The 13,273-nt window shown below is 66.8% G+C and carries 12 protein-coding genes; 6 read left to right on the top strand and 6 right to left on the bottom strand.

The features are described from left to right. Nucleotide 1 precedes the first annotated feature (1 nt). Complete coding sequence (locus tag ACMGF8_RS16465; RefSeq protein ID WP_416756774.1) at nucleotides 2-754, top strand: (2Fe-2S) ferredoxin domain-containing protein; 753 nt, start codon at nucleotides 2-4, stop codon at nucleotides 752-754. Continuing rightward, nucleotides 747-1,664, top strand: coding sequence for an ABC transporter substrate-binding protein (locus ACMGF8_RS16460; RefSeq protein ID WP_102861860.1), 918 nt, complete (start codon nucleotides 747-749; stop codon nucleotides 1,662-1,664). The genes ACMGF8_RS16465 and ACMGF8_RS16460 overlap by 8 nt, the downstream gene beginning before the upstream one ends. 186 nt (nucleotides 1,665-1,850) lie before the next feature. Here the strand turns inward: ACMGF8_RS16460 and ACMGF8_RS16455 are convergent, their stop codons facing one another. Beyond that, on the bottom strand, nucleotides 1,851-2,933 hold the full coding sequence (locus tag ACMGF8_RS16455; RefSeq protein ID WP_207167408.1) for a diguanylate cyclase: 1,083 nt from the start codon (nucleotides 2,931-2,933) through the stop codon (nucleotides 1,851-1,853). Between the two features lie 276 nt (nucleotides 2,934-3,209). Here ACMGF8_RS16455 and ACMGF8_RS16450 point away from each other — a divergent pair, with 276 nt between their 5' ends. Continuing rightward, complete coding sequence (locus ACMGF8_RS16450) at nucleotides 3,210-4,604, top strand: VOC family protein (RefSeq protein WP_416756772.1); 1,395 nt, start codon at nucleotides 3,210-3,212, stop codon at nucleotides 4,602-4,604. Nucleotides 4,605-4,750: 146 nt separating this feature from the next. Then, the gene (locus ACMGF8_RS16445) at nucleotides 4,751-6,157 is read left to right on the top strand and encodes an FAD-binding oxidoreductase (RefSeq protein ID WP_115582065.1); all 1,407 of its coding nucleotides are present in this window, start codon (nucleotides 4,751-4,753) and stop codon (nucleotides 6,155-6,157) included. Between the two features lie 15 nt (nucleotides 6,158-6,172). Here ACMGF8_RS16445 and ACMGF8_RS16440 read toward each other — a convergent pair whose 3' ends face one another. Further along, nucleotides 6,173-6,529 carry a hypothetical protein gene (locus ACMGF8_RS16440; protein ID WP_240321968.1) on the bottom strand — a complete coding sequence of 119 codons (357 nt, stop codon included), beginning with the start codon at nucleotides 6,527-6,529 and terminating at the stop codon, nucleotides 6,173-6,175. 202 nt (nucleotides 6,530-6,731) lie between these two features. Here ACMGF8_RS16440 and ACMGF8_RS16435 point away from each other — a divergent pair, with 202 nt between their 5' ends. Further along, the gene (locus ACMGF8_RS16435; RefSeq protein ID WP_250330318.1) at nucleotides 6,732-7,118 is read left to right on the top strand and encodes a hypothetical protein; all 387 of its coding nucleotides are present in this window, start codon (nucleotides 6,732-6,734) and stop codon (nucleotides 7,116-7,118) included. 358 nt (nucleotides 7,119-7,476) lie between these two features. On the opposite strand, the gene ACMGF8_RS16430 is transcribed toward ACMGF8_RS16435, so the two are convergent. The 3 genes from ACMGF8_RS16430 to ACMGF8_RS16420 are packed head-to-tail and all read right to left on the bottom strand — an operon-like array spanning nucleotide 7,477 to nucleotide 11,693. Beyond that, entirely contained in the window at nucleotides 7,477-8,553 is a 1,077-nt protein-coding gene (locus ACMGF8_RS16430) for a lipocalin-like domain-containing protein (protein WP_416756770.1), read from the bottom strand. Further along, nucleotides 8,543-11,023 (bottom strand): FtsX-like permease family protein, encoded by a 2,481-nt coding sequence (locus ACMGF8_RS16425; protein WP_250330316.1) that lies wholly within the window; start codon nucleotides 11,021-11,023, stop codon nucleotides 8,543-8,545. Before ACMGF8_RS16425 ends, ACMGF8_RS16430 begins: the two co-directional genes overlap by 11 nt. A 1-nt stretch (nucleotide 11,024) precedes the next feature. Continuing rightward, nucleotides 11,025-11,693, bottom strand: coding sequence for an ABC transporter ATP-binding protein (locus ACMGF8_RS16420; protein WP_250330315.1), 669 nt, complete (start codon nucleotides 11,691-11,693; stop codon nucleotides 11,025-11,027). A gap of 116 nt (nucleotides 11,694-11,809) precedes the next feature. Here ACMGF8_RS16420 and ACMGF8_RS16415 point away from each other — a divergent pair, with 116 nt between their 5' ends. After that, the gene (locus ACMGF8_RS16415) at nucleotides 11,810-12,358 is read left to right on the top strand and encodes a YniB family protein (RefSeq protein ID WP_102861869.1); all 549 of its coding nucleotides are present in this window, start codon (nucleotides 11,810-11,812) and stop codon (nucleotides 12,356-12,358) included. Here the strand turns inward: ACMGF8_RS16415 and ACMGF8_RS16410 are convergent. Next, a complete protein-coding gene (locus ACMGF8_RS16410; RefSeq protein WP_416756767.1) occupies nucleotides 12,332-13,183 on the bottom strand; it encodes a VanW family protein in 852 nt (283 codons plus the stop codon). The two genes, ACMGF8_RS16415 and ACMGF8_RS16410, sit on opposite strands and share 27 nt — an antisense overlap. Between the last annotated feature and the right edge of the window lie 90 nt (nucleotides 13,184-13,273).

Raw genomic sequence — 13,273 nt, 5'->3', positions numbered from 1 at the left:
CATGCACAAGGACTATCAACGGGTGCTGTTCGTCGGCCCCGGCCTGCACGGCGGCACCCTGGGCGAAGCCTTTCGCCGCGAGCTCAAGGCGCTGCGCAACGAGGACGCCGGCACCCGGGTGATCGACACCCTGGACGGTTTCGACAGCCTCTGGGCCGCCCTGGAGGAACCCTTGCCCGAGGACGGCGCGGCGCTGCTGGTGGTGGACCTGGAGCCCAGTTCCGACAGCGCTTACCTGGACTGGCTGCGCGATGAGCTGGGACGCCTGGCCCGGGCCCATCCCCAGGCGCCGCAGCTGTGGATCACCGCCCAGGCCCTGGGCCGTCGCGGGCTGGATGCAGCGCTGGCCTGCGCCAGCATCGCCCAGCACGAGCGGCACCTGCCCTGCGATCAGGTCAACGCCGTGGCCAGCGACCCGGACTGGTCGCGGGTGCCACCCCATGCCCGGCAGGTGTTCCTGTGCACCGGCCCGCGCTGCGTGCGCCGCGGTGCCCTGGCGCTGTGGAAGACCCTGCGCCGTGAACTGCTGCGCCTTGACCACATGGAAACCCCCGGCGGCGTGCTGCTGACCCGCACCGCCTGCCAGTTCCCCTGCAACCTGGGGCCGGTGCTGACCGTGCACCCCGATGGCTGCTGGTACCGGGTCAGCGACGACCGCCAGGTCGTGCGTCTGGTGCAGGGGCATCTGCTGGCAGGTGAGCCGGTGCAGGATCTGCTGATCCCTTCGCCGTATGCGGGGGTGACGGATGCCTAGGAAGATCCTCGGCCTCCTGCTATGGCTGGCGACCGGGCCGGCCCTGGCGGCCAGCTACGACAACTGCGCCAAGACCTGGACCGTCGAGGACCCTCCCCGGCGCATCGTGGCCCTCAACCAGCACAGCGCCGATCTGCTGCTGGCCCTGGGCGCCGGGCCGTCGATGATCGGCGTCGCCTACCTGGATGACGACAGTCAGGCCCAAACCCAGGGGCAGTACCACGGCGTGCCGGTGATCGCCCGGCAATACCCGTCGGCGGAGGTGCTCTACAGCCTGAAGCCCGACCTGGTGGTGGGCGGCTTCGCTTCGGCATTTCCCGACAACTTCAGCTCCCGGGAGCGCCTGGGCCGCATCGGCATTGCCAGCTACCTGCTGGAGTCGGCCTGCGCCGGGCATGATGAGGACTACTTCGGGCATATCCGTCGCGACCTGCGGACCCTGGGCCGACTGTTGCAGCAGCCAGCCCGGGCCGAGCAACTGATCGCGGCCATGGAGGCCGACCTTGCTGCGGCAGCAGCCTTGTACCGGGGCCGCGACACGCCCGCGGTGTTCTACCTGGACAGCGAGGTCAACGGCCTGGCCAGCCAGGGCCAGCGCGGTTTTGTCGGGGTACTGCTGCAAGCCGCCGGCGCCCGCAACAGCTTCGCCGCCATCGACCGCCCGCGCCTGACGGTCGACAGCGAAACCCTGCTGAGCAACGACCCGGACGTGCTGCTCCTGGCAGACGCCCTGTGGTCACCGGCCACGCGCAAACGCCAGCTGCTGCAGCGAGACCCGGTGCTGTCGCGGTTGCGGGCGGTGCGCGAAGAGCGGCTGATCGACATCCCCTTCGCCCAACTGGTGCCGGGCATCGCCAGCGGCCGCACCGCGCTGGAACTGGCGCGGCGCCTGCACCCTGCTCCCCCGTAGGCGCCGGCTTGCCGGCGAAGCGAGCACCGCCAGCCCCCGCGACGCGCCACCCGACGCCTTCGCGGGCAAGCCCGCTCCTACAGACCGCACCCACTGTAGGAGCCGGCTTGCCGGCGAACGGAACACCGCCAATCACGCGGCGTACATGCCGACGCCTTCATGGGCAAGCCCGACCAGAGGCAGGTATTACAGAGGATTCAACACCCGGCGCGAAGGCCGCTCCGGCGGATGGCAGGTGACGTTGTTGCGACCAGCGGTCTTGGCGGCATACAAGGCCTGATCGGCATCGTTCAACCAATCCATGGCGTCCTCGTGCATGGGGTTGAACGCCGCCAGGCCAATGCTCAGGCTCACCTGCAACGCCGGATTCTGTTCGTAGCCCAGGGCCGCGAAGCGCCCGCGCAGCGCCTCCATCAGATCGGCGGCGTGCTCCAGCGGCACGTCCGGCAGGATCACGCAGAACTCATCACCGCCATAACGCCCGGCCTGATCGCTGGCCCGCAGGTTCTGCCGGAGGAGCTTGCTCAACTGGCGCAGCACCACATCCCCGGCCACATGGCCGTAGGTGTCGTTGATGGCCTTGAAGTGATCGATGTCGATCAGGGCGATGGCGCCACCATGGGCCTGGCGCTGGCAACGCTGGAACTCGATCTCCAACTGGTCCTTCCAGGCGCCGTGGTTGAGCAGCCCGGTCAGGCTGTCGGTGCGACTCAGGGCCAGCAGCTCGCGCTTGTGCCGGCCCAGGGTCGCCGCTTGCTGGTAACAGATGTAGCCCAGCACCATCGGGTACAGAGTCAGCATCGGCAGGCAGGCATACAACTGCTGCGGCGTGGTCAGGGGAGTGAACGACAGCCCGAACACCCCCAGGCCGATGCCAATGCCCAGGACCTGGGCCCCACAGCCGGCAAGAAAAAAACGCACCCCGCCCAGGGCGATGTTGTTCATCGCCATCATCCCCAGGGTGGTGGCCAGCGGCAGCGGATTGAACTGCATGGCCGCGACCCAGAACCCGCCCAGCAGCGAATCCACCAACAGGTTGCGGTACTCGGCGCGAAACGGCACCTGGGACCATCGGGCCCACTGATAGGCCAGGTGCGGCCAGACCAGGGCGTTGAACAGCATCAAGCCCCAGACCCAGGGCGCCGGTTGCAGCGGCCACATCCCGGCGGCCACGCACAGCAAGCCCAGGCCAAGGCCCAGAATCCGCGATTTATACAGCCTCCTGGCCAATGACAGTCCCTTGCCTCTGGTGTAATGCGCAGGGGCCAAGTTGCCTCCGTCCAGCGATGGGAAAGATGCAGCGAGCGATAGGTGAGCTTGACCGTTGCAAGTCTAGCCACGCGGATGCAAAACGCCATCAGTGTACACAGCCTGCCCGCTCAAGACGGGCCCGCTGAGCGGGAATCTGCCCGCCGGCCCCATGCATTCATTTGCAGAATGAAGTTCAGAGGAAACTTCGTTTGTCAGCCCCGGCACCGGCCAGCAGAATCGGGGCCGATCCGTACTTCTCTCGTTTCGATATCCACTGCCACGGGAACCTTGTCCATGAGCAACCAGCACTTCGTCAGTCCTGATCTGATCCGCCAGGGATTTTCCCGGGCCATGTCGGATATGTACCGTGAGGAGGTGCCCCTCTACGGCGCCCTGATGGAGCTGGTGGCCCAGGTCAATGCCCAGGTCCTGGAACAGCAGCCGGCCATTGCCCGGCACTTGCAGCACAGCGGCGAACTGCAGCGCCTGGACCTGGAGCGCCACGGCGCCATCCGTGTCGGCAGCGCCGCCGAGCTGGCGACCCTGGCCCGGCTGTTCGCGGTCATGGGCATGCAGCCGGTGGGCTACTACGACCTGACCCCGGCCGGGGTGCCGGTGCACTCCACGGCCTTTCGCGCGGTGCACGAAGAGGCCCTGCACGTCAGCCCGTTCCGGGTCTTCACCTCGTTGCTGCGCCTGGAACTGATCGACAACCCCGAACTGCGGCGCTTTGCCGAACAGGTGCTGGCCCAACGCTCGATCTTCACCCCCAAGGCGCTGGAACTGATCGAACAGGCCCACGCCCAAGGCGGCCTGGATGAGCAGGATGCCCAACGCTTCATTCAGGAAGCCCTGGAGACCTTCCGCTGGCACCACCACGCCACGGTGACCGCCGCCCAGTACGCCAGTCTCAGTGCCCAGCACCGGCTGATCGCCGACGTGGTGGCGTTCAAGGGGCCGCACATCAACCACCTGACCCCACGCACCCTGGACATCGATGAAGTGCAACGGCTGATGCCCGAGCACGGCATCACCCCCAAGGCGGTGATCGAAGGCCCGCCACGCCGGGCGTGCCCGATCCTGCTGCGCCAGACCAGCTTCAAGGCCCTGGAGGAACGGGTGGCCTTCACCGATCAGGACCTGCCCCAGGGCAGCCACAGCGCCCGCTTCGGCGAGATCGAGCAACGCGGCGCGGCACTGACACCCAAGGGCCGGGCCCTCTACGACCGCCTGCTGAATGCGGCCCGCGACGCCCTGGGCGACTTCCCCAGCGAGAGCAACGCCCAGCGCTACAACCAGCTGATGCAAGCGCACTTCGACGAATTCCCCGACAACCACGACGCCATGCGTGAACAGGGCCTGGCCTATTTCCGCTACTTCGTCAGCGACGCCGGGCTGGCGGCACGCCACCAGCCCCAGCGGCCCACCACCTTGTCAGCGTTGCTGGCCGCCGGGCACCTGCGGGCCGAACCCCTGGTGTATGAGGACTTCCTGCCGGTGAGCGCCGCCGGGATCTTCCAGTCCAACCTGGGGGACGACAGCCAGAGCCACTACGCCGCACACTCCAACCGCCAGGCCTTCGAAACGGCCCTGGGCCGCGCCACCCTGGATGAGTTGCAGCTCTACGCCCAGACCCAGCAGCGCTCCCTGGAGCAATGCGCCGCCAGCCTGGGCCTGCCAGCGCTCTAAGCCCTGTCCGGCATCGGCCTTGCGGGTCGGTGCCGGATTCCCCCTTCGTCGTTTTGCCCCATGGTCATGGCCTGGCCGGGACGCTATTGTGCCGGAACTTGCGCCCGAGCCCGCGGCGCGCCACCACCAAGGATGGACACGGCGACATGAGATTCGCGACCGGCCTGTTTTTATGCTGCGCCCTCGGCGCCGCGCTGAGCACCCACGCAGCAGAAACCGTCAACGACATCACCCAGCTCAACCCCATCGTGGTGGACCAGGTGGCCCGGCCCACCACCCTGGAGCAGATCGTCAAACGGGTGGCCGAACACCCCGGCCCCATCGCCATCGGCGGCGGGCGCTACAGCATGGGCGGCCAGACTGCCACCGAGCATGCCTTGCAGATCGATATGCGCGGCTTCGACCGGGTGCTCGATTTCTCCCGCGAGCACAAGGAAATCACCGTGCAGCCCGGCATCACCTGGCGCGCCCTGCAGAGTTTCATCGACCCCTACGATCTGTCCGTGAGCATCATGCAGAGCTACGCCAACTTCACCGTCGGCGGCGCCCTGAGCGTCAACGCCCATGGCCGCTATGTCGGCTATGGGCCGCTGGTGACCTCGGTCAAATCCATCAAGCTGGTGCTGGCCGACGGCCAAGTGGTCGAGGCCAGCCCGCAAAGCAACGCCGAACTGTTCTACGGCGCCATCGGCGGTTACGGCGGCCTCGGGGTGATAGTCGAAGCCACCTTGCGCCTGAGTGACAACGTGCGCCTGCTGCGCAGCTTCGAAGAAATGCCCCTGGGCGACTACCGCCCCTTTTTCTTTGCCCGGATCGAGCACAACCCCAAGGTCATCCTGCATAACGCCGTGCTCTACCCCGACCAGTACCAGACCCTGCGCGCAGTGTCCTACAGCCAGACCGACCTGCCGCTAACGGTCAAGGAACGCCTCACGCCCCTGGACCAGAACTACTGGAAAGAACAGAAAGCCCTGAAAGTGGTGAGCCAATGGCCCGGGGGCAAGGCCCTGCGCCAGGAGGTGATCGACCCCCTGGTGCTGAAGAAACCCCAAGTCTCCTGGCGCAACCACGAGGCCAGCCTCGACGTGCGCGAACTGGAGCCCGACTCCCGGAGCAAGCGCACCTACGTGCTGCAGGAATACTTCGTGCCCACCGACCAGCTGGAGAGTTTCGTCCAGGAGATGGGCGCGACCCTGCGGGCGCACAGGGTCAACGTGATCAACCTGTCCATCCGTCACGCCAAGGCCGACCCCGGCACCTTGCTGGCCTGGGCCAAGACTGACGTGTTCGCCCTGGTGCTGTATTACCAGCAGAGCACGGCAGAGGCGGAGCGGGACGCCGTGCGGGAATGGACCCGGGCCCTGGTGGACAGCGCGATCAAGCGCGGCGGCAGCTACTACCTGCCGTATCAGATCCACGCCACACCGCAGCAGTTTCGGGCGGCCTATCCGCGGGCCGGGGAATTTCTCGCGCTCAAGGCGCGGGTCGATCCGCACAACAAGTTTCGCAACAAGCTGTGGGACGCCTACGGCACCGACAGCCAGGGCAAATAGGTCGCGCCCCGGGGCTCAACGGGCCCCGGACTTGCCACCGGCCAGCACCTTGCGTTGCTGAAGGAAAATCACCCCGTCACCGTCAAAGGCGATCACGTCGTCAGCGCTGAACGGAGCACCGTCGCCGTGCTCATGCCGCAGCCAGCCCTCGGACCACAGGTCGCCGCTTTCATAACGGATCTGGACGAAGTAGTAAGGCGCTTCGCTGCGGGTGACTTCAACGTAGTGCCCACCATCGACGCCGCCCTGCCACCGGGCCCGGGGATGTTCCGGCAATGTGTGCACGGCTTCTTTGAAAAGGCCCGTCCAGGCCATCCCGAGGGCAACCAGTATCAGCGTCAGTGCGCCGATCGACATGAGAAAACGCTTCAACCAGATCAATCCAGGATCTCCACTACCATCCACCTCCGCGAGCGGTCCCGCGGAGCAGTCGGCCATTTTGTTGAAGGCCCCGCGACTGCGCAATGAAAAACCGCAGGCACTTGCCAGACGCCGGCAGAGCCTTCAGCCTTGCCCGGCGCGACAACCGTGCAAGCGGCTTGGCGCCACTTCAACTCTATCGAGACACCCTGGCATGCGTATCACCCTGACGGACATCCGCCTCACTGCGGCGCAAGACCTCTGCGTCGGCTTCTGCTGTGCCTTCGGCGAGGGTCGCGGCCAATGGCTGGGCCCCTCGCCGAGGGTCGGGCACGACTACGAAGTGGAACTGAGCCTGGAGGACGAGTTCAGCTGGAATGACAACCTGGAGCCCTGTGCCCAGGGCCCGTTCCGCCTGCACTGGGACCAGGGTGCCTTGCAGGTCAGTGGGCGCCTAGTTCAGCTCGATGAGGATGGCGTCGCCGCCCTGGCAGTAGGCCCCTCGATCATCCTCCTGTCCCTGCGGGATGGCCCCGAGCGCCTGCCGCAGTGGGTCAGTCTGCGCGCCCACCAGATCAGCCTGCAGCCCATCGCGCTTTGAGCGCCCACGACCAACCACGGTGCAGCGCAGAAAACCCGCAGGGGGGGTGTTTGAAGGGGAAGCTGAGCGCCTTTCAAGGGCTCGAACGTCGCCGGACGCGACAGTTACACAACCTGGCGTTCGCAGGACATTGTTCAGGGAGGGTGTTCGCCCAGTGCTCTGGCCTTGGCAATCCATGCACCGGTAAAGAGCCCTTGCACCGGGCGAACGATTGGCATTCTAGTGCAACTGAAGGGGAAAATCCGTGGGCGGATTCTGAATAAAACTGGACACAGGGTGATCCGTCGCCCTCGCCGCCGGCTCGCCCCTCAGTTCAGCCCCGTCAGCCCTGGCCCCTGGGGCTGTCCTGCAGCCCCCCTCAATACCCGGTCATCTCCAGATAACCGCTGCCGGTGTGACTGCCCTCCAGGGTGATCGGCCCCTCCCAATAGGGAATGCTCAGTTTCATCCACGACTGGGGATTCAAGGCCCGGGTTCTGATGTCCAGTTTCTTATCGGGAATCTTCAGTTGCCAGGCGCTCGGCAGGCGTCGCCCCTCGACCTGGGCTTCCTCCAGGGGCGTCATCTGGATCTGCTCACGCCCCAGGCTCTGGGTGCTGCCATCGGCATTGATCCAGGTGCCGGTGATGTAAGGCGCGCGACGGTTCTCCCGCACCCGGAACAGCATCAACCGTTCTCCGCTGTCCAGGTGCAGGGAGAACCAGTCCCAACCGGTCTGGTCGGCGGCCAGGGGCTGGCTGCTCCACTCCCGATCGAGCCAGGCCGGGCCGCTGACCTCATAGCGTTGGCCGTCGATCTGCAACTGCCCCGACGCCTGGAAGAACGGCTGGCTGTAGTAATACGACGCCTGACCCTGGTCCGACTTGCGGCTGTAGCCGCCCACGCCCTGCAGCACCAGCGGCTGGCGGCTGGACAGTTGCAACTGATAGGCGAACCCCGGCCCACTGGCCTGCACCTGCATCCGGGCCAGGGGATTGGCCCCGGTGGGCAGGCTGGTGAAGCGCCAGTCATCGATCCAGGCCTGGAACGGCTGCGCCGTGACCCCGGCCTGCCCCACCCCGCCCCGGGCATAACGCTCGGCGGCATAGTGACGGCTGGCCGAAGTGGCCGCCGCGTGCCCCAGCCAGACCAGCGGTGCACCCCAGCCGGGCTGCTCGGGCGCGGCCCGCAACGCACTGCGAAACAGCGTCCATTGCACACCGAATTGCCGGCCTTGAGCGTCCTTCAGGTTGGCCGTCAGGTACCACCACTCGATGCGAAAACCGTCATGTGGGCCATGATCGGCAGGAAAGCTGAAGGTGCGCCCCGGCACCACCGGGGCAAAGGCCGAGGCCTCGTTGCCCAGCCCGGCAAAACCCTGGGGCGCCGCGGCGTCCTGGTCGCAGCCGGCCAGCAGCAGAAACAGCAGCGGCAGCCACCGGCAATCAATCTTCATGGGCAAAGGTCCTCAGCAAATCCGCCGGTTGTGCACGGTACAGCTTCAACAGCGGCCAGGCCGAGGCCGCCAGGGTGGCCAACATGGCCAAGCCCAGCAGTTGCAGGATCTGCCCTGGAAACACCCGCAACGGCAGGCTCCAGCCAAAGGCCTGGACATTGATCACGCTGTTCAGGCACCCGGCCAGGACAATCCCCAGGGGCAACGCCAGCATCAGGGTGAGCACCGCCAGCAGCCAGGTCTGCCCGAGGTTCAGCAGCATCAACTGGCGCCGGCCCACCCCCAGGGCCCAGAGCGGTGCCAACTGGCCCAGGCGGCTCTGGCTCTGGGTCAGCAGGCTGATGAACAGTGCCACCCCGGACACCCCCAGGGTCAGGCTATTGAGGGCGGCGGTGGCGGCGAAGGTACGCTCGAAGACCTGCAGCGACCAACCCTTGAGCCGGGCCTGATCGATGATCCGGCTGTCATCCAGCTGAAACTGCTGTTGCAAGGCACCGATCAGCGGCGCAACCGCCTCCGGCGCAAGGCGCAGGTTGAAACGGTTCGGCGCCAACTGCGGCCAATGCGCCAGCAGGTGCTGCACATTCACCAGCAAGTGCCCCTTGGGATTGCCGTAGTCGGCATAGATCCCCACCACCTGGGGCGCCCAGTGCCCTGCCGGCACCGGCAGTTCCAGGCGATCCCCCAGGCGCACCTTGAGTCTTCGGGCCAACTGTTCGCTGAGCATCACGCTGTCGTGCGCCGCCAACTGCGCCCAGGGATCGGCCCCCTGGGCCTCCAGCAACGGCCAATGCTGGCGATAGCTGGGATGGTCGATCACCCCGTACAGGTCCGCCGGCCAGCCCTGAACCTGCAACGCCACCTGCCAGCTGGGCAGCACCGCCGTCACCTGGGGCTGGCGCGGCAGCCAGTCCAGCAGTTGCCCGGCCTGTTCGGGGCTTTGCGGGTTGAGGTAGAGCTCGGCGCTCAGGCGCTGCTCCAGCCAGTCATTGAAGGTCTGGCGAAAACCGGCAGTCATGCTGCCGGCGCCAATGTTCGCCGCCAGGGCCAGGAGCAGGGCCATCAAGGCCAGGCTCAGGGCCGGCAACTGCTGCCGACTATCGGCGACAAACCATTGCCCCAGCACCCCGCGACTGCGCCCCAGCAAACCGCCCAGCACCGCGTTGAGCAGCACCGGCAGGCCCAGGGCCGCCGCCAGCAGCAAAGCCGCCAGCAGCACGAAACCGCTGGCCAGGCTGTCGCCCCAGTGCCACGCCAGCAGGGCCACCAGCAAGGCCAGGCAAGCGATCCAACCCTGGCGCCGCAACCAGCGGGCATGGGCCTGGTGCCAGGCCTGGGGATTGGCCAGGGCCAGCAGCGGCAGGCGCGCTGCCCGCAGCAGGCTGGCGCCACCGGCCAGCAAGGCGCCCAACAGACTCAGGCCGATACCGCTGAACCACCACCCGGGACTCAGGCTCAACTGCCCGGCCACTTGCGCGCCGTACAAGCCCCGCAGGCTGGCGGCCACGTCCGGCAGCAACACCCCGGCCAGCAGGTAGCCGCTGACCACGCCAGCCACACCGCCCAACAGCGCCAGCCCTCCCAGCTCGACGATCAGGCAGGCAATCAGCAGCCGCGCACTGACCCCGCAGGCCCGCAGGGTGCGCAGCAAGCCGCGCCGCTGCTCCAGGGCCAGGCCAATGGCGGCGTGCACGATAAACAGCCCCACCACAAAGGACAGGAACCCCAAGGCATCCAGGTTCAGGTGAAAGCTTTCGGTCAGGCGCGCCAGATCGCCCTCTGCTTCACCCTGGCGCAGCACCAGTTGCCCCGCCAGTTGCGCCGGCAGTGGCGGTGCCTGGGCGGCAAAGTCCCTGGGCAGCAACAAGCGGCTCAACTGCCCGGGCTGGCCGAGCACCTGCTGGGCAAAACCGATGTCCATCAACAGCAGCCCCGGGGCCATGTCCGCCTGCACCCGCAGCGGCGGTAAGCGCTGGCCATTGACTGCCTGGGGTTGCTCGCCCTCTTGCAAGCCCAGGCTGGCCAGGGTCTGCGGCGCCACCCAGGTGGTGCCCGGCACACTGAAGAACTCGACCATCTGTTGCAGCGCCAGGGCCTGCCCGGCCACCGCGGAACCGGCGGGCAGCGATAAGGGCTCGATGCCCATCACCTGCAGGGGCTGGTCGGGGTGATCCTTGAGCTGCACCCGCCCCTGGAGCACCGGCGACACCGGCCAGCCGGCACGGCGCAGCTCGACGAACCCCTGCTGGGAAAAACTCGCACCACTGGCGCTGCCCAGGCTGGCCTGAGGCTCGCCGCCGATCAACTGGCTGGCCCGGGCATAACTGTCCCGAGCCTGACTGTTGAGAGCCAGCACGCCGGTCAACAAGCTGGTGGCCAGCCAGAGTCCGGTGAGCACACTGAAAAACTGCACCGGATGCCGGCGCCAGTGGCTCAGCAGCGCCTGCATCGCTGTGACAAAGACCCCCATCTCAAGCCCCGACCGGGTCGGCCAGACGACCGCGTTGCAGCACCACCGTCTGTTGCAGGCGGCTGGCCACCCGCTGGCTATGGGTGACCATCAACAAGCTGGTGGGGCTGTCCGCCAGTAGCTCCAGCAACAGCTGCAACACCTCGTCGCTGGTGGCCTCGTCGAGGCTGCCGGTGGGTTCGTCCGCCAGCAGCAACCCGGGTTTCGCCGCCAGGGCCCGGCCCAGGGCGACCCGTTGCTGCTGGCCACCGGAGAGCTGCTCCGGGTAACGCCGCAGTAAATCCCCCAGGCCCAGGCGCTCCACCAACTGCGCCTGCCACAGCGGATCGAGGCGCCCGGCCAGGCGCGCCTGGAAGCTCAGGTTGTCTTCCACCCGCAGGCTGCTGATCAGGTTGAACTGCTGGAACACCAGGCCCACTTCAGTGCGTCGCCAGTCGGCACGCTGGCCCTCGGTCATCTGCTCCAGGTGCTGCCCGCCGATGCGGATGCTGCCAGCGTCGACCCGGTCGAGCCCGGCGATCAGGTGCAGCAAGGTGCTCTTGCCACTGCCCGACTCGCCCATCAGCGCCAGGCTGCTGCCGTGCCGCAGCTGCAGGTCCACGCCCTGCAGCACCGCCAACGGGCCCTGGGGCGTGGGGTAACTCTTGAAGACGCCTTGTACCTGCAGCATGGGCTGATTCGTCCGAGTAGAGAGGGAGCCAAGGATAGCCTGAGCAGCACCGCCCCTATCGGCCCGTGCCGGTGAAATATAGTATTGCGCCACTTTCTTCATGGCAGGACGCACAGATGAACTACACCCAGGCCCAATTGAAGTACCGGCTGCAGATTGGCGCAGGCGCATTGATGTTCACCGGCGCATTGATCTCCACGCTGTTCTCCACCCTGAAAATGCTCCACTGGCGCCTGGACAGCTACACCGCCATGGCGAGCACCATCAACCGCCCGATTCAGCAGTTCACCCTGATGGTCTCGGAAAACACCCGGGCCCTGGACTGGTTCTGGGACAACAGCCCGACCCCCAGCTTCATCGACCTGAGCTACTCCTCCCACTGGAAATTCCTGGTGATCTACCTGCTGATCTTCGTCGGCGCCGCCCTGTTCGCCTCGGGCCGGACGCTGATGCGCAAGGTCGAGGCCGTGGAACCGCTGATCGAGGCCCAGCTCAACGCCCCGGTCGAGGACGGCGTGCCCGCCAGGACCCTGCAACAGCTGGAGGAGTCGACCCGGGTGGAGGCCGCGCCAGCGTTCTTCAGCCAGACCCGCCTGCTGGTGGTCTGGCCCCTGGGCGGCGCCGCGGTCTACCTGGGCCTACTGTGGATGCTGGGCATCATCTGAGCCCGGCACCGGCTGATCGAGCAGCGCCTCGGCCACCGGGTACTTGACCAGCACCCGGTTGCGATACAGGCACTCCTGGCGCAGCAGCTGGGCGTCCTGGCCCTTGGTGCGAATGTCGCGCCAGATCTGGTTTTCGCGGTACACCCGGGCGCCCTCGCGCACAAAGCGATGGGCCCGCTGGTAGACGTGATAGCGATACTCCCGCGGCCGCTCGCAGAGTAGCTCGCCCTCCAGCTGCTGCGACCCCACATGCAGCTTGAGCTGCAAGGTCTGGGGGCCGGGGTTGTACAGCACCAGATCGATGTAGTTGTAGAAGATCGCCGCACCGGAACCGAAGGGCAGCACCCGGCCCTCGTCGGGGAACGGGTCGAAGCTGTGGTTGGCCCGCTCCACCACCTGGAGCGGCGAATGCAGCGCCATCCAGTGAATCAGGTTGCTCAGTTGGCAGATGCCACCGCCGATGCCGCGGCGGGCCTCGCCGAACGACAGCTCCATGCCTTCGACAAAACCGCGCCGGCGACTGGGTCGGCCCACCATCTTGCAGAAGGAAAAATACTCGCCGGGGGCGATGCGCACGCCATCGATGCAGGCCACCGCCAGCTTGAGGTTGATCACCTTGTTGTGCTGCAGCGCCAGGTCGGAGTCGCCCAGGGTACGGATCAGTTTCGAGGTGTGCTTGATCAACCGATGGGGCAAGCGCGGGCTGCCGGCCTCGGGCCGGGCGTAACGGCGCCCGGAACAGCGCCAGGCCAGGTGGCGCATCAGGCGCTTCTGGCGCACCCGCAGCCAGTACAGCAGCGGGTGATAAGAGGACAGGGGTTTCATCGATGGGTCAACGGCGGCCCGGCGCGCTGGCGCAGGAGCCGGCTTCGTCCTTGAAAAAAAGAGCGGCATCTTAGCCGCAAGCCTGCCCCC

The organism is Pseudomonas sp. BNK-7 (assembly GCF_048072025.1).
GTDB classification, from domain to species: Bacteria; Pseudomonadota; Gammaproteobacteria; order Pseudomonadales; family Pseudomonadaceae; genus Aquipseudomonas; species Aquipseudomonas danubii.
This window is presented reverse-complemented; position numbering and strand designations above follow the sequence as displayed.

Excerpts from the sequence above, each read along its gene's own strand:
- ACMGF8_RS16465 (WP_416756774.1), top strand. The coding sequence starts at position 2 with ATGCACAAGGACTATCAACGGGTGCTGTTCGTCGGCCCCGGCCTGCAC.
- ACMGF8_RS16450 (WP_416756772.1), top strand. The coding sequence starts at position 3,210 with ATGAGCAACCAGCACTTCGTCAGTCCTGATCTGATCCGCCAGGGATTT.
- ACMGF8_RS16435 (WP_250330318.1), top strand. The coding sequence starts at position 6,732 with ATGCGTATCACCCTGACGGACATCCGCCTCACTGCGGCGCAAGACCTC.
- ACMGF8_RS16420 (WP_250330315.1), bottom strand. The coding sequence starts at position 11,693 with ATGCTGCAGGTACAAGGCGTCTTCAAGAGTTACCCCACGCCCCAGGGC.
- ACMGF8_RS16415 (WP_102861869.1), top strand. The coding sequence starts at position 11,810 with ATGAACTACACCCAGGCCCAATTGAAGTACCGGCTGCAGATTGGCGCA.
- ACMGF8_RS16430 (WP_416756770.1), bottom strand. The coding sequence starts at position 8,553 with ATGAAGATTGATTGCCGGTGGCTGCCGCTGCTGTTTCTGCTGCTGGCC.
- ACMGF8_RS16425 (WP_250330316.1), bottom strand. The coding sequence starts at position 11,023 with ATGGGGGTCTTTGTCACAGCGATGCAGGCGCTGCTGAGCCACTGGCGC.
- ACMGF8_RS16410 (WP_416756767.1), bottom strand. The coding sequence starts at position 13,183 with ATGAAACCCCTGTCCTCTTATCACCCGCTGCTGTACTGGCTGCGGGTG.
- ACMGF8_RS16445 (WP_115582065.1), top strand. The coding sequence starts at position 4,751 with ATGAGATTCGCGACCGGCCTGTTTTTATGCTGCGCCCTCGGCGCCGCG.
- ACMGF8_RS16460 (WP_102861860.1), top strand. The coding sequence starts at position 747 with ATGCCTAGGAAGATCCTCGGCCTCCTGCTATGGCTGGCGACCGGGCCG.